The sequence below is a fragment of the Enterobacter sp. ECC-249 genome, assembly GCF_043965265.1.
GTDB classification, from domain to species: Bacteria; Pseudomonadota; Gammaproteobacteria; order Enterobacterales; family Enterobacteriaceae; genus Enterobacter; species Enterobacter quasiroggenkampii.
This window is the reverse complement of record NZ_CP143660.1, coordinates 528,732-543,994: the sequence shown is the minus strand read 5'-3', so window position 1 is coordinate 543,994 and position 15,263 is coordinate 528,732. Positions and strand designations below refer to the sequence as shown.

Here is a 15,263-nt window from a genome sequence, read left to right as displayed (position 1 = left end):
GCCATTGTACGCTGTGAACGAGCTGGGATCTACCTGTGGAAAATGTGGGAATGGATTTGCCCGATCACGGGCGGATGGTACGCATGATCGGGTTTTGCAGGGAGATCAGGGTCTCGGTGGATTGAATTTCATCGATTGTTTGGATCTTGTTGATAAGTACCTGCTGGAGGGCGTCGATAGATCGGCACATGACTTTAATAAAGATGCTGTAGTGCCCGGTGGTGTAATACGCCTCGGTGACTTCATCCAGCGCGTTCAGCTTCGCCAGGGCGGAAGGATAGTCTTTGGCGCTTTTAAGAATGATGCCGATGAAGCAGCAGACGTCGTAACCCAGATGTTTAGGGCTGACGTCAATGCGTGCGCCGGTAATGATCCCCGCCTGCTTCATCTTCTCTACGCGAACGTGAATGGTTCCCGGGCTGACGCCAAACTGTTTTGCCAGTTCGGCGTAGGCGGTACGGGCATTGGCCATTAACGCCTCCAGGATGCCGCGGTCGAGATTGTCGATCTGATAATTTTCCATAGCTTTTTCTTATGAAGATTAATGAATCATTCTATTCTAGCGTTTAATTTTATCGAATCAAAAGTGAAGGTGGCTTTTTGTTGATGAGTTATTGAATGTGATGCCATTTCTGTTGCTTAATCAATATCAACAGGACGCAGGAGTATAAATAATGAAAACCGCTTACATCGCAAAACAACGCCAGATCAGTTTCGTAAAATCCCATTTTTCCCGCCAGCTGGAAGAGAAGCTAGGGCTGATTGAAGTCCAGGCTCCGATCCTTAGCCGCGTGGGCGACGGGACGCAGGATAACCTGTCTGGATGCGAAAAAGCGGTACAGGTGATAGTGAAAACGCTGCCAGACGCCCAGTTCGAAGTGGTTCATTCCCTGGCGAAGTGGAAGCGTCAAACCCTTGGACAACACGACTTCAGCGCGGGCGAAGGGCTCTACACGCACATGAAGGCCCTTCGCCCCGATGAAGACCGCCTTTCTCCGATTCATTCCGTTTACGTTGACCAGTGGGACTGGGAGCGCGTGATGGGTGATGGCGAGCGCCACGTCGGCACGCTGAAATCCACCGTTGAGGCGATCTACGCCGGGATCAAAGCAACCGAAGCGGCCGTAAGCAAAGAGTTTGGTCTGGCACCGTTCCTGCCGGAATCGATCCACTTTGTGCACAGCCAGGAATTGCTGACCCGTTTCCCGGATCTGGATGCCAAAGGCCGCGAGCGCGCGATCGCCAAAGAGCTGGGGGCGGTGTTCCTGATTGGGATCGGCGGCAAGCTGTCTGACGGTAAACGCCATGACGTTCGTGCGCCGGATTATGATGACTGGAGCACCGCCGGTGAGGGGGAATTCGCCGGTCTGAACGGCGATATTCTGGTCTGGAACCCGGTACTGGAAGACGCATTCGAGATTTCTTCTATGGGGATCCGCGTGGATGCTGAGGCGCTGAAGCGCCAGCTGGCGGTGACCGGTGATGAAGATCGCCTCAAACTCGAGTGGCACCAGGCGCTGCTGCGCGGCGAAATGCCGCAGACGATTGGCGGCGGTATCGGCCAGTCCCGTCTGACCATGCTGCTGCTTCAGCTGCCCCATATTGGTCAGGTTCAGTGTGGCGTCTGGCCGCAGCAGATACGTGAAAGCGTCGGTTCTCTTCTGTAATTAACGCTGCCAGCGTCTGAGCAGGCGGCTACGCAACCCGGTATCAAAGCGCCAGATATGATCGAAGATGCGCATGATGCCGGGTTTTCCATGGGCGGACATCGCCACCGCATGAAAACGGTGCTGATGCACCCGCTGTAATTCCTTCACTTTATTTATCACGTCATCCGGCAGCCGCTGGGCAATAAAATCGGAAATCACCACCGCGTCAGCGTCGTACCAGTCGCCGCCCTGCATCCGCTCAACGATGCTGCGAAAACAGCTGGCCAAATCGGTGCCGCCGCGAAAACGCTGGCTCAGGAAGCGGATTGCCTGCTCGATCCCCTGCTGGTTCGTCAGCTCATAGCCCACGACTTCGCTGGAGAACAGCATGATGAAGCAGCGACGACGATCGGCGAGCGCCACGCGCATCAGCGCCAGACAAAACGCTTTTGCACACTGCTCGTTAAAGCCGCCCATCGATCCGGACGTATCCACGCAAACGATGAAGGGCCCGCGCGGCTGTTCATCAAAATCCTGATGAACGATCGGCCGCTGGCTGATTTTCTCGCGCCAGGCTTCGCCGTGCAGCCGGTAGGTGAGGAGCTGTTTTTCCACCAGCCGACGGTAAAACTCATACTCCAGCTCGGTCATCCCCAGCGTGCTCAGCTCCGTGGGCAGCAGGCGTAAAATGTCATCGCTCTCCTGGAGCCCGTCGACCTGCTCCGGCACGGTGGCCGGTTCGCGCACCAGGGTGCGGAAGGTTTCCATCGGGGCATCTTTCTTTGGGACCGACTTTGCCTCCCTCGAGCGTCCCAGCTGTTCTGCAAGCTTCATCAACTCGGGCTGCTGCGTCAGAAAATCGCCGTATTTGACGATCAGCTGATAGTCCCCGCGCCGGAGCTGACCGGCGCTCATATCCCAGAGACGCCCGGCGGCGTTTTCATTCTCCACCAGCACCTGCTCAAGCTGGCCGCTTAAGGTCATGCGTTCCTGAACTTCACTGAGCAGCTGTTCGCGCTCTTCGTCCAGCAGCTGCTGGTTAAGGGTTGTAGCCTGAACCACCAGGCTCAGCCGCCAGCGCTGTAAGAAGAGGGTGTGCAGCGCCGGAGTAAAGGTGGCGTTATCCGTGACCAGCCCCCGGGCCTGGCTGGCAAACGGCGAGTGGACCTTGTCGAGCAACGTCAGGGTTTGCGGAAGCTGGACGATAAACTGCGGCGTGGAGAGCCGCTGGCACTGCTGATAACAGGCCACCTCTTCCGTCAATTCAGGCGGGACTTCCGTCTCCTTAAACCGCTGGCGAAGGTTATCGCGCCAGCGCGGGAGATCGTCGGTCATCGCTTTTTTAAGCTTCGGAAATTTTTCAAAAAACGCCGCCAGCTGCGGCGATGCCAGAAGGGTTATGACCACTTCTTCGATCAATCCTTCTTCGCTGACGGCCAGCATGACGTTTAGCGTATCCAGGGTTAGCATTGACGCGCCTGTTTAATCTGCGCGCTGACGTCCTGCAGGCTGGCTTCGATGCGACCTAACCAGTCGCTATGAATAAAGAGGCATTTTTGCTGCTCGCTAAAGCGGGTGTGCTGCTGGTGCCATTCGGTATCCAGCGCGTCCAGCGGCTGCTTAATCTCTTCCGGCACGCTGTCCGAAGCGGTTCCCGGTAGCGCGAGACGCGAGCCCTGCAGGCTGACGTCGCGGATCACCAGGTGCTGGCTGCTGTCCACTTCCATATTCAGCGGCTGCGCGAAACCGATGCCGTTGAGCTTTCCGCGGATCTCTCCGCCCTTATCCAGCCACTGCGCTAGCGCCTCGCGTTCAATCGTCACGTGCACCACCTGCATATCATGCAGCTTGAGCGGCTGCTGGAGCAGCAGGGTCAGCGTCGGGCTGGTGAGTTCGGCGGGTAATTCATAGTGCGGTTTGCGGGCGAACATCCCCCCCAGGCGATTCACTTTCAGGGCGGTTTTATCACTTTGCTGCTGCTGAAGCTGGATGCGCCGCTGGGCAATCGCCCCCAGCTGGTTGAGCATTGCCTGCTGCCCCCAGGCGTGTCCGGTCATCAAAACGTCAAGCTGCTGCTGCATCAGGTTCATGCCTTCTGCGTCGTGCCACAGGCAGTCTTTCAGCAGGATGAGATCGATGGGCGCAACGGCATCACGCCCGCTGAACAGGGCGCTGGCCTGCAGCAGGCGGATCGCTTTTTTCCAGCGGCGGTCAGAGACGTACGGCGCTGAAGGCAGCAGGTCGAGCTGCTGGCGCAGCATGAAAATCAGTTCAAAAACGGCATCGGGCAGTTTAATTTTGCCGATCTCTTCCTGCCACTGATGATACTCCTCGTCGGTCACCTGCAATGAAGCCGCCACCGGATTTTCATTTTCATCCTGCTGGCTGATCAGCATAGAGCGGAAGTTAGACTTATCCTGTACTTTGTCCAGCCACAGGCGGATGAGCATACGGTCATACAGCGCTTCCAGGCTGCTGTCGGCTTCGGGCAGTTCGTTAGAGGCGGCCACCAGCAGGCGCATCGGGATTTTTTCTTCGCTGGCCCCGTTGCGGAACCGACGTTCGTTTATCGCCGTGAGCAGGGTGTTCAGAATGGCCGGTCCCGCTTTCCAGATCTCATCGAGAAAGACAATTTCAGCCTCAGGCAGATACCCCGCCGTCAGACGCTCGTAGCGCCCTTCATCTTTTAGCGCCTGAATGGAAAGGGGGCCGAAAACCTCTTCGGGAGTGGAGAAGCGGGTCATCAGATATTCAAACGCGCGGGCATTCTGAAAAGCGAACTTAAGCCTGCGGGCAATGAGGCTTTTGGCGATGCCCGGTGGCCCAAGCAGAAACACGCTTTCACCGCTCAACGCCGCCAGTAAACAGAGGCGAATGGCGTGGCTACGCTCGAAAAGGCCTTTCTCCAGCGCGCTGCTGAGGCGGGAAATTCTTTCTGCTAATAAATGTGAGTGAGCCATAATAGTTTTGCATCCTTTCGCCGTCGTGGCGGCTAATTGAAGCGAGTATAGACGTTTCAGTCAGGGCTGGTAATAGACTGAAGTGCGGCGCAATTTTCTTTGCGCTACATTAATGCGGTTGCATTTAGGGGTACGATTTTGCATTGAATCGTGCATACTGTGCGCTTTTTGTGGGCCAAGGGACCAGGAACACATTTGTTATTCAAACGAAAAGACTAGTCTATGAGCACTGATAATAAGCAATCATTACCCGCAATAACGCTTGCGGCGATCGGGGTTGTCTACGGTGATATCGGCACCAGCCCGCTTTATACGCTTCGTGAATGTCTGTCCGGCCAGTTTGGCTTTGGTGTTGAGCGCGATGCCGTATTTGGCTTCCTGTCCCTCATCTTCTGGCTGCTGATCCTGGTGGTTTCTGTGAAATATCTCTCCTTCGTTATGCGCGCTGACAACGCGGGCGAAGGCGGGATCCTGACCCTGATGTCCCTTGCAGGGCGCAACACCTCCGCCAGAATGACCTCCGTGCTGGTGATTATCGGCCTGATTGGCGGCAGCTTCTTCTATGGAGAGGTGGTTATCACGCCCGCGATTTCGGTCCTCTCGGCGATAGAGGGGCTGGAGATCATCGCACCGCAGCTTGATACGTGGGTGGTCCCACTGGCGATAATCGTATTGACGCTGCTGTTTGTGATCCAGAAGCACGGTACCGGGCTGGTGGGTAAACTGTTTGCGCCGATTATGCTGGCCTGGTTCCTGATCCTGGCGGCGCTTGGTTTGCGCAGTATTATCGCGAACCCGGAAGTGCTGCAGGCGCTGAACCCTTACTGGGCCGTGCATTTCTTCCTCGAATACAAAGTGGTTTCCTTCGTTGCGCTGGGGGCGGTCGTGCTCTCCATCACCGGCGTTGAAGCGCTGTATGCTGACATGGGTCACTTCGGGAAACTGCCTATCCGCGTGGCCTGGTTTATTGTGGTACTGCCGTCGCTGGTGCTGAACTACTTCGGCCAGGGCGCGCTGTTGCTCAAAAATCCGGAAGCGATAAAGAACCCGTTCTTCCTGCTGGCGCCTGACTGGGCGCTGGTGCCGATGCTGATCCTGGCGACGCTGGCGACCGTCATTGCCTCTCAGGCGGTGATTTCAGGCGTCTTTTCTCTGACGCGTCAGGCCGTGCGTCTGGGGTATCTCTCGCCGATGCGCATCATCCATACCTCAGAGATGGAGTCAGGTCAGATTTATATCCCGTTCATTAACTGGCTGCTCTATTTCGCGGTTGTGATTGTCATCGTCAGCTTTGAGCACTCCAGTAACCTGGCGGCGGCGTACGGTATTGCGGTAACCGGTACGATGGTGCTGACATCGCTTCTCTCCACTACGGTGGCGTACCGAAACTGGCACTGGAATAAATTCCTCGTGGCGATGATTCTGGTGGGCTTCCTGTGTATTGACGTGCCGCTGTTCTCTGCGAACCTCGACAAAATTGTTTCCGGCGGCTGGCTGCCGCTGACGCTGGGTCTGGTGATGTTCATCGTCATGACCACCTGGAAAAGCGAGCGTTTCCGCCTGCTGCGGCGCATGCATGAGCACGGCAATTCTCTGGAGGCGATGATCGCCTCTCTGGAGAAATCCCCGCCGGTTCGCGTGCCGGGGACCGCGGTATATATGTCTCGTGCGCTGAACGTCATTCCGTTCGCGCTGATGCATAACCTCAAGCACAACAAAGTGCTGCACGAGCGCGTGATCCTGCTGACGCTGCGTACCGAAGATGCGCCTTACGTTCACAACGTGCGTCGCGTGCAGATTGAGCAGCTGTCGCCGACCTTCTGGCGCGTGGTGGCGAGCTACGGCTGGCGTGAAACGCCAAACGTGGAAGAGGTGTTCCACCGCTGCGGTCTGGAAGGGCTGAGCTGCCGGATGATGGAGACGTCGTTCTTTATGTCTCACGAGTCGCTGATCATCGGCAAGCGCCCGTGGTATTTGCGCCTGCGCGGCAAGCTGTACCTGATCCTGCAGCGTAACGCCCTGCGTGCGCCTGACCAGTTTGAGATCCCGCCTAACCGCGTGATAGAGCTGGGTACGCAGGTCGAGATTTAAGTCTTTGTGCGCCCTGATGCCCTCACCCCGACCCTCTCCCACAGGGAGAGGGCGCAAACATAAAAAACGGTAACCTGGGGGTTACCGTTTTGCATTTACCTCCACTCTATTTCACTTAGCGAAACGTTTCGACGTCGATCACAAATCTGTTACGTCATGATGGTTTTCTGAACATTTCTGGCGCTACACTCCTTTTAGCGAAACGTTTCGCTAGTGGAGCAAGAAAATGAAGAAAGGCACTGTACTCAACTCAGAAATCTCATCGGTTATTTCCCGTCTTGGGCATACCGATACGCTGGTGGTTTGCGATGCAGGCTTACCGGTTCCGCGCAGCACAACCCGTATCGATATGGCGTTAACGCAGGGCGTACCCTCGTTTATGCAGGTACTGGACGTGGTGACCGCGGAGATGCAGGTTGAGGCGGCCATTCTCGCGGCGGAAATCAAACAACATAATCCGCAACTCCACGAAACGTTGCTCAGCCATATTGAGCAGCTGCAACAACACCAGGGAAACACCATAGAAATTCGTTACACGACGCACGAACAGTTCAAACAACAAACCGCAGACAGTCAGGCGGTGATTCGCAGCGGGGAGTGTTCCCCGTATGCGAATATTATTCTCTGTGCTGGCGTCACCTTCTGAGGCCATCATGGACGCATTACTGCAACTCAAAGGGATCGATAAGTCGTTCCCGGGCGTGAAAGCCCTCTCCGGCGCGGCGCTGAACGTCTACCCCGGGCGCGTGATGGCGCTGGTGGGCGAGAACGGTGCCGGCAAATCCACCATGATGAAAGTGCTGACCGGTATCTACCAGCGCGATGCCGGTTCACTCGTCTGGCTGGGTAAAGAAACCACCTTCTCTGGCCCGAAATCTTCTCAGGAAGCGGGTATCGGCATTATTCACCAGGAGCTGAACCTCATCCCTCAGCTCACGATTGCGGAAAACATCTTCCTCGGCCGCGAGTTTGTTAACCGGTTCGGCAAAATCGACTGGAAAACTATGTATGCCGAAGCGGACAAGCTGCTGGCGAAGCTGAATCTGCGCTTTAAGAGCGACCGCCTGGTGGGCGATCTCTCCATCGGCGATCAGCAGATGGTGGAAATCGCGAAGGTGCTGAGCTTTGAGTCGAAGGTCATCATCATGGATGAACCGACCGACGCCCTGACCGATACCGAAACCGAATCCCTGTTCCGCGTTATCCGCGAGCTGAAGTCGCAGGGGCGCGGGATTGTCTATATATCTCACCGCATGAAAGAGATCTTCGAGATCTGCGACGACGTCACCGTCTTCCGCGACGGGCAGTTTATTGCCGAACGCGAAGTGGCGACGCTGACTGAAGATACGCTTATCGAAATGATGGTGGGACGTAAGCTGGAAGATCAGTATCCGCATCTGGATAAAGCGCCGGGAGAGATCCGCCTGAAGGTGGACAATCTCTGCGGTCCGGGTGTGAACGACGTCACCTTTACCCTGCGCCAGGGCGAGATCCTGGGCGTGGCGGGCCTGATGGGCGCGGGACGTACTGAGCTGATGAAAGTGCTCTACGGCGCACTGCCGCGCACCAGCGGTTATGTCACCCTTGACGGTCATGAAGTGGTCACCCGCTCTCCGCAGGATGGTCTGGCGAACGGCATCGTCTATATCTCCGAAGACCGCAAACGCGACGGCCTGGTGCTGGGTATGTCGGTAAAAGAGAACATGTCCCTGACCGCGCTGCGCTATTTCAGCCACAGCGGCGGCAGCCTGAAGCATAAAGACGAGCAGCAGGCGGTCAGCGATTTCATCCGTCTCTTTAACGTTAAAACCCCGTCGATGGAGCAGGCGATTGGCCTGTTATCCGGCGGTAATCAGCAAAAAGTGGCGATTGCGCGCGGGCTGATGACGCGCCCGAAAGTGTTGATCCTCGACGAGCCAACCCGCGGCGTGGACGTGGGCGCGAAGAAAGAGATCTATCAGCTGATTAACCAGTTTAAGGCCGACGGTCTGAGCATCATTCTGGTCTCTTCCGAGATGCCAGAAGTATTAGGCATGAGCGATCGCATTATCGTCATGCATGAAGGGCATCTCGGCGGTGAATTCACTCGCGAGCAGGCCACCCAGGAAGTTCTGATGGCTGCCGCTGTGGGCAAGCTTAATCGCGTGAATCAGGAGTAAGAAGATGACAACCCAGGCTGTTTCTGGTCGCCGCTATTTCACAAAGGCGTGGCTGATGGAGCAAAAATCGCTGATTGCCCTGCTGGTGCTGATCGCGATTGTGTCGACCATGAGCCCGAATTTCTTCACCGTAAATAACCTCTTCAACATTCTGCAGCAGACGTCGGTGAACGCCATTATGGCGGTCGGCATGACGCTGGTGATTTTGACCTCAGGTATCGATCTGTCCGTCGGTTCCCTGCTGGCACTCACCGGCGCGATCGCCGCTTCGATTGTCGGGATTGAAGTTAACGCGCTGGTGGCCGTGGCCGCCGCGCTGGCTGCAGGTGCGGCGATTGGTGCCGTAACCGGCGTGATTGTAGCAAAAGGCCGCGTTCAGGCGTTCATCGCGACGCTGGTAATGATGCTGCTGCTGCGCGGGGTGACCATGGTTTATACCAACGGCAGCCCGGTCAACACCGGCTTCACCGATAACGCCGATCTGTTTGGCTGGTTCGGTATCGGTCGCCCGCTGGGTGTTCCGACCCCGGTCTGGATCATGGCTTTCGTCTTCCTGGCGGCGTGGTACATGCTGCACCACACCCGTCTGGGCCGTTACATCTATGCGCTGGGCGGTAACGAAGCGGCAACGCGCCTGTCCGGGATTAGCGTTAATAAAGTTAAAGTCATCGTGTACTCCCTGTGCGGTCTGCTGGCGTCACTGGCGGGTATCATCGAAGTGGCGCGCCTCTCCTCCGCGCAGCCGACGGCGGGTACGGGATATGAGCTGGATGCTATCGCGGCGGTGGTTCTGGGCGGTACGAGTCTTGCGGGCGGTAAAGGTCGCATTGTTGGGACATTGATCGGCGCACTAATTCTCGGTTTCCTGAATAATGGTTTGAATTTGTTAGGTGTTTCCTCCTATTACCAGATGATCGTTAAGGCAGTGGTGATTTTGCTGGCGGTACTGGTAGACAACAAAAAACAGTAACTGACGACACTACAGGACATCTTAGATATGAACATGAAAAAACTGGCTACCCTGGTTTCTGCTGTCGCGCTGAGCGCAACCGTAAGTGCTAACGCCATGGCGAAAGATACCATCGCGCTGGTTGTCTCTACCCTGAACAACCCGTTCTTCGTCTCTCTGAAGGACGGTGCGCAGAAAGAAGCGGACAAACTGGGCTACAACCTGGTGGTACTGGATTCACAGAACAACCCGGCGAAAGAGCTGGCTAACGTTCAGGACTTAACCGTTCGCGGCACTAAAATCCTGCTGATCAACCCAACCGATTCCGATGCCGTAGGTAACGCCGTGAAAATGGCAAACCAGGCGAAGATCCCGGTAATCACCCTGGACCGTCAGGCAACCAAAGGCGACGTGGTGAGCCATATCGCGTCTGACAACGTGCTGGGCGGCAAAATCGCGGGTGACTACATTGCGAAGAAAGCAGGCGAAGGCGCGAAAGTTATCGAACTGCAGGGGATTGCCGGTACGTCTGCAGCCCGCGAGCGTGGCGAAGGCTTCCAGCAGGCGGTTGCAGCGCACAAATTCAACGTGCTGGCGAGCCAGCCTGCGGACTTCGACCGTACTAAAGGTCTGAACGTTATGCAGAACCTGCTGACTGCGCATCCTGACGTGCAGGCGGTATTCGCGCAGAACGACGAAATGGCGCTGGGCGCGCTGCGTGCCCTGCAGACCGCTGGTAAATCTGATGTGATGGTTGTCGGATTTGACGGCACGCCGGATGGTGAAAAAGCAGTAAACGATGGCAAACTGGCTGCGACCATCGCTCAGCTACCAGAGCAGATTGGCGTCACTGGCGTTGAAACTGCCGACAAAGTGCTGAAGGGCGAAAAAGTTCAGGCTAAATACCCTGTTGACCTGAAGCTGGTCATCAAGCAGTAAAAGGCGAATCAGGTCGTCACTGGCGGCCTGAGGGACACCAATAAAGAAAAGTGTGGCATACGCCACCGGGTAACACCGGTGGCGCTCTCAGATGGACAACCCAACCATGAAAACCGCAGGCAACCTCGTCGTCCTTGGCAGTATCAATGCCGATCACATTCTTAACCTTGAATCGTTCCCTGCACCGGGCGAAACCGTCACGGGTAACCAGTATCAGGTGGCCTTCGGCGGTAAAGGTGCAAACCAGGCCGTCGCCGCCGGCCGCAGCGGGGCAAACATTGCGTTTATCGCCTGCACGGGCGATGACGATACCGGCGAACGCGTACGCAAGCAGCTGGCGAGCGATAATATCGATATCGCACCGGTCAGCGTTGTTGCAGGGGAATCGACCGGCGTGGCGCTGATTTTCGTCAACGCGGAAGGTGAGAATGTTATCGGTATTCATGCTGGCGCTAACGCTGCGCTGACGACGGAACGCGTAGAGGCGCAACGTACAATCATCGGCGAAGCCGAAGCCCTGCTGATGCAGCTGGAATCACCGGTTGAAAGCGTGCTGGCCGCCGCCAAAATCGCGCATGAAAATCATACCACTGTCGTACTTAACCCAGCCCCAGCCCGTGTATTATCAGACGAGCTGCTGGCGCTGGTGGACATTATTACGCCGAACGAAACCGAAGCCGAAAAGCTGACGGGCATTCGCGTAGAAAATGATGACGATGCCGCCCGAGCGGCGCGTGCGCTTCACGACAAAGGCATCGGAACGGTGATCATCACCCTGGGCAGCCGTGGGGTGTGGGCAAGCGTCAATGGCGAAGGCCGTCGCGTGCCGGGCTTTAAGGTCAAAGCGATTGATACCATCGCAGCGGGAGACACCTTCAATGGTGCACTGGTGACCGCGCTGCTGGAAGGCAAGAGAATGGATGACGCTATCCGCTTCGCACACGCTGCCGCCGCGATTGCAGTGACGCGCAAGGGCGCCCAGCCTTCCGTTCCGTGGCGTAAAGAGATAGATGAATTCTTAAGTCAGCAGGGGTAACGCTTGGCCACAATGAAAGATGTCGCCCGCCTGGCGGGCGTTTCTACCTCGACGGTCTCTCACGTTATAAACAACGATCGCTTCGTCAGCGAGGCGATTCGGGAAAAAGTCGAAGCGGCAGTAAAAGATCTCAACTATGCGCCGTCTGCGCTGGCGCGCAGCCTTAAGCTCAACCAGACGCGTACCATCGGTATGCTGATCACCGCCAGTACCAACCCCTTTTATTCTGAGCTGGTTCGCGGCGTGGAGCGCAGCTGCTTCGAGCGTGGCTACAGCCTGGTGCTGTGCAATACCGAAGGGGACGAGCAGCGCATGAACCGTAACCTGGAAACGCTGATGCAAAAACGCGTCGACGGGCTACTGCTGCTTTGTACTGAAACGCACCAGCCCTCGAAAGAGATTATCCAGCGCTATCCCTCCATTCCCACGGTGATGATGGACTGGGCACCGTTCGACGGCACCAGCGACCTTATTCAGGATAACTCTCTGCTGGGGGGCGATATGGCCACTCAGTATCTGATCGATAAAGGCTATAACCGCATCGCCTGTATTACCGGCCCGCTGGACAAAACCCCGGCGCGTTTGCGTCTGGAAGGATATCTCGCCGCAATGGCGCGGGCGGGCCTTTCCGTGCCGGAAGGTTACCGTATTACCGGTGATTTTGAGTTTCACGGTGGTTTTGAAGCGATGCAGACGCTGCTGGCGCAGCCTCAGCGTCCGCAGGCGGTGTTTATCGGCAACGACGCCATGGCGTTTGGCGCCTATCAGGCTTTATATCAGGCCGGTTTGCGTGTTCCCCACGATATGGCGGTAATCGGCTACGATGATATCGAGCTGGCCAGCTATATGACGCCGCCGCTCACCACCATCCATCAGCCAAAAGATGAGCTGGGCGAGCTGGCCATCGATGTGTTAATCCACCGAATGGCTCAGCCCACGCTGCAGCAGCAACGCCTGCAGCTTACTCCTGTTCTGATGGAACGCGGTTCGGTTTAGCTTTCTCTTTGTGACGCTCTTTAATCAGGTTTCGGCCGTCTTTCGGTTTTAACAGCATAAAGACCAGCGCTGAAATGACGGTAAGTGCGCCCATGGTGATAAAGGTATAGTGGAACTGCTCAACGGTATTTGCGTTGTCAAAACCTTCATAAAACCTCAGCACCGCTGCACTCACGGCAACCCCTAAACTGATCGACAGCTGTTGCGTTACCGCCAGCACGCTGTTGCCGCTGCTGGCGTTCTCGTCAGTCAGATCGGCAAGGGTGATGGTGTTCATCGACGTGAACTGCGTCGACATCGCCATGCCCAACACAAACAGCGGCAGGATCAGCATCCAGACGGGTAACGCGGCGGACTGCAGTGAGAACTGCGCAATCATCAGACCAATAAAGACCGTCACGCCAACCAGCGTCTTACGATAGCCAAACCAGCGCAGCACCTGTGTAACGGTTGATTTTGCCAGAATTGAGCCCATTGCCGTGGGCGCCATCATGCACCCGGCAATCAGGGCCGGGTAGCCGAAACCCACCTGCAGCATCAATGGCATAAGGAACGGTACACAACCCGTCCCCAGACGAGACGCAATGTTCCCTGCAATCCCTACGGAAAACGTTCGGGTGTTAAAGAGCCCCAGAGAGATTAACGGCGTCGGGTGACGGCGCGCGTGACGTATATAAAGAAGGAATAACAGAATACCGCCGAGGATAACGGAGAGCGCCATCCACGTCGCGACGATCTTCTCGCCAAACAGCTCCATCCCGCTGGAGAAGAGTACCAGGCTCAGGCCAAACAGGAAAAAGCCGCCCATGTCAAAGCTGCGCCTTGGTGTGGTGAAGTTCGGCATATATTTGCGGGCATACAGCAGCCCCGCAACGCCAATCGGAATATTAATCAGGAAAATCCAGTGCCAGCTTGCCCAGGTGACAAACACGCCACCGAGTACCGGGCCAAGTATCGGGCCGACCAGTCCCGGCATGGTGACGAAGTTGAGCACGGGAAGCAGTTCGCTTCGAGGATAGGCTCGTAGTAAGGCAAGGCGCGCCACGGGCATCATCATCGCGCCGCCGATGCCCTGTAATACGCGGAAGATAACCAGCTCCGTTAAGGACGAGGAGAGCGCACAGGCCAGCGAACCGAGCGTAAAGAGCGTTACGGCCAGCATGAAAACTCTGCGGGTGCCAAAGCGGTCGGCCAGCCAGCCGCTAACCGGAATTAACATTGCGACCGTCAGCGTGTAGCTGATGATGGCGGACTGCATCGCCAGCGGGGAGCGGTTAAGGCTTTGCGCAATAGCGGGAAGCGCAGTGTTGAGGATGGTGGCATCCAGTGCCTGCATAAAAAACGCCATGGCTGCAATCCACGGCAATCCGGCCATGCTGCGCGCTTTTTTCTTTGTCATTTATTTACCTGCTGGTGGGTTGGCGCGGCCAGCAATGCCTGGCACGCACTCAGGGCTCGCTGCCCGTCGCTTTCCTGGATGGCATCCACTATCGCCTGATGCAAATCCAGTTTTACCACTTCGTTTTGTGTAATAGAGGTAAAGTAGGTGTGATACACCGAATGAAATAAAGAGGCAAAAGAGGTGAGGAACGGATTGGCGCTCATCATATAGATGTGTTCATGCCAGGCCATATCGACCTCAACCCAGCGTTCGCGGTTGAAGTGCTTTTTCAGGAACACCATCTCTTCCATCAACGCGTTAAGCTGCGCTTTTTGCTCTGCTGTTCCTAGCGTGGCGGCAAGCAGACATGCCTGAGGTTCAAGGCTGCTGCGCATCACCAGAAAGTGATCGACGACCTGATGAAAGTTATCTTCCGTCATCCACCAGGAGAGCAGCTCCTGATCGAGAAAATTCCAGTTACTCTGTGGCATCACGCGTGTGCCTATACGCGGGCGTGGAAGCACCATACCTTTTGCCGTCAGGGTTTTCACCGCCTCGCGAACCGCGGTACGACTTACCCCAAACTGCTCACCCAGCTCCATTTCACCCGGCAGGATGCTACCCGGGGCATATTTACCCGCTAAAATCCGCTGAGCGAGCTTTTCTGCCAGCACGTACGACAGGTTTTTTTGGGCGGCCAGCTGTTGTGCGCTTAATGGCATCGCTTTTATTCCTTAAAGATTCATGCTGATAATTATGCCACCTCGAATGTGATTATGGTTGCAGATACATCAAATAGAACAATTTGTAGCTTGATTTCACCTCTGTTGGTGAAAAAAAAGGCGGGTGAAAACTTTTTTTAAATTTCCTCTTGTCACGTCGGAATAACTCCCTATAATGCGCCTCCACTGACACGGAACAACGGCACACACGCCGCCGGGTCAGCAGAGAATAGCGTAAATAAACGCTTGACTCTGAAGCGGGAAAGCGTAATATGCACACCCCGCGCCGCTGCGAAAAGCGAAGCGGCACTGCTCTTTAACAATTTATCAGACAATCTGTGTGGGCACTCAAAGTGACATGGATTCTTAACGTCCTCGGAC

The 15,263-nt window shown here is 56.0% G+C and carries 13 protein-coding genes; 8 read left to right on the top strand and 5 right to left on the bottom strand.

The features are described from left to right. Positions 1–64 precede the first annotated feature (64 nt). Positions 65–523, bottom strand: a complete 459-nt coding sequence (asnC, locus tag V1587_RS02650; protein ID WP_023333916.1) for a transcriptional regulator AsnC — start codon at positions 521–523, stop codon at positions 65–67. A 151-nt stretch (positions 524–674) separates the two neighbouring features. On the opposite strand from asnC, the gene asnA reads away from it, so the two are divergent. Continuing rightward, complete coding sequence (gene asnA / locus V1587_RS02645) at positions 675–1,667, top strand: aspartate--ammonia ligase (protein ID WP_395314499.1); 993 nt, start codon at positions 675–677, stop codon at positions 1,665–1,667. On the opposite strand, the gene viaA is transcribed toward asnA, so the two are convergent. Together viaA and ravA are read right to left on the bottom strand one after the other, a co-directional pair. Next, entirely contained in the window at positions 1,668–3,119 is a 1,452-nt protein-coding gene (gene viaA, locus V1587_RS02640; protein WP_395314498.1) for an ATPase RavA stimulator ViaA, read from the bottom strand. Then, positions 3,113–4,609, bottom strand: a complete 1,497-nt coding sequence (gene ravA / locus V1587_RS02635; protein ID WP_395314497.1) for an ATPase RavA — start codon at positions 4,607–4,609, stop codon at positions 3,113–3,115. The genes viaA and ravA overlap by 7 nt, the downstream gene beginning before the upstream one ends. 222 nt (positions 4,610–4,831) lie before the next feature. On the opposite strand from ravA, the gene kup reads away from it, so the two are divergent. From kup to rbsR, 7 genes are all read left to right on the top strand, one after another. Next, complete coding sequence (kup, locus tag V1587_RS02630; RefSeq protein ID WP_371899829.1) at positions 4,832–6,700, top strand: low affinity potassium transporter Kup; 1,869 nt, start codon at positions 4,832–4,834, stop codon at positions 6,698–6,700. Between the two features lie 226 nt (positions 6,701–6,926). Next, positions 6,927–7,346 carry a D-ribose pyranase gene (rbsD, locus tag V1587_RS02625; protein WP_032662094.1) on the top strand — a complete coding sequence of 140 codons (420 nt, stop codon included), beginning with the start codon at positions 6,927–6,929 and terminating at the stop codon, positions 7,344–7,346. Between the two features lie 7 nt (positions 7,347–7,353). After that, a complete protein-coding gene (gene rbsA, locus V1587_RS02620) occupies positions 7,354–8,859 on the top strand; it encodes a ribose ABC transporter ATP-binding protein RbsA (RefSeq protein WP_371899836.1) in 1,506 nt (501 codons plus the stop codon). A 4-nt stretch (positions 8,860–8,863) separates the two neighbouring features. Next, positions 8,864–9,829, top strand: a complete 966-nt coding sequence (gene rbsC, locus V1587_RS02615) for a ribose ABC transporter permease (protein ID WP_371899830.1) — start codon at positions 8,864–8,866, stop codon at positions 9,827–9,829. Positions 9,830–9,856: 27 nt separating this feature from the next. Further along, complete coding sequence (rbsB, locus tag V1587_RS02610; RefSeq protein WP_371899831.1) at positions 9,857–10,747, top strand: ribose ABC transporter substrate-binding protein RbsB; 891 nt, start codon at positions 9,857–9,859, stop codon at positions 10,745–10,747. Positions 10,748–10,853: 106 nt separating this feature from the next. Next, on the top strand, positions 10,854–11,783 hold the full coding sequence (rbsK, locus tag V1587_RS02605; protein WP_371899837.1) for a ribokinase: 930 nt from the start codon (positions 10,854–10,856) through the stop codon (positions 11,781–11,783). Between the two features lie 3 nt (positions 11,784–11,786). Beyond that, entirely contained in the window at positions 11,787–12,779 is a 993-nt protein-coding gene (gene rbsR, locus V1587_RS02600; RefSeq protein WP_371899832.1) for a ribose operon transcriptional repressor RbsR, read from the top strand. On the opposite strand, the gene mdtD is transcribed toward rbsR, so the two are convergent. Continuing rightward, positions 12,745–14,178 (bottom strand): multidrug transporter subunit MdtD, encoded by a 1,434-nt coding sequence (gene mdtD / locus V1587_RS02595; protein ID WP_371899834.1) that lies wholly within the window; start codon positions 14,176–14,178, stop codon positions 12,745–12,747. The genes rbsR and mdtD overlap by 35 nt on opposite strands. Next, a complete protein-coding gene (locus V1587_RS02590) occupies positions 14,175–14,882 on the bottom strand; it encodes a FadR/GntR family transcriptional regulator (RefSeq protein WP_023309775.1) in 708 nt (235 codons plus the stop codon). The genes mdtD and V1587_RS02590 overlap by 4 nt, the downstream gene beginning before the upstream one ends. Positions 14,883–15,263 lie beyond the last annotated feature (381 nt).

What these genes read in the sequence shown, in the direction of transcription:
- asnC (WP_023333916.1), bottom strand. Translation starts at nt 523, where the DNA reads ATGGAAAATTATCAGATCGACAATCTCGACCGCGGCATCCTGGAGGCG.
- V1587_RS02590 (WP_023309775.1), bottom strand. Translation starts at nt 14,882, where the DNA reads ATGCCATTAAGCGCACAACAGCTGGCCGCCCAAAAAAACCTGTCGTAC.
- ravA (WP_395314497.1), bottom strand. Translation starts at nt 4,609, where the DNA reads ATGGCTCACTCACATTTATTAGCAGAAAGAATTTCCCGCCTCAGCAGC.
- kup (WP_371899829.1), top strand. Translation starts at nt 4,832, where the DNA reads ATGAGCACTGATAATAAGCAATCATTACCCGCAATAACGCTTGCGGCG.
- rbsD (WP_032662094.1), top strand. Translation starts at nt 6,927, where the DNA reads ATGAAGAAAGGCACTGTACTCAACTCAGAAATCTCATCGGTTATTTCC.
- rbsK (WP_371899837.1), top strand. Translation starts at nt 10,854, where the DNA reads ATGAAAACCGCAGGCAACCTCGTCGTCCTTGGCAGTATCAATGCCGAT.
- viaA (WP_395314498.1), bottom strand. Translation starts at nt 3,119, where the DNA reads ATGCTAACCCTGGATACGCTAAACGTCATGCTGGCCGTCAGCGAAGAA.
- mdtD (WP_371899834.1), bottom strand. Translation starts at nt 14,178, where the DNA reads ATGACAAAGAAAAAAGCGCGCAGCATGGCCGGATTGCCGTGGATTGCA.
- asnA (WP_395314499.1), top strand. Translation starts at nt 675, where the DNA reads ATGAAAACCGCTTACATCGCAAAACAACGCCAGATCAGTTTCGTAAAA.
- rbsC (WP_371899830.1), top strand. Translation starts at nt 8,864, where the DNA reads ATGACAACCCAGGCTGTTTCTGGTCGCCGCTATTTCACAAAGGCGTGG.
- rbsB (WP_371899831.1), top strand. Translation starts at nt 9,857, where the DNA reads ATGAACATGAAAAAACTGGCTACCCTGGTTTCTGCTGTCGCGCTGAGC.
- rbsA (WP_371899836.1), top strand. Translation starts at nt 7,354, where the DNA reads ATGGACGCATTACTGCAACTCAAAGGGATCGATAAGTCGTTCCCGGGC.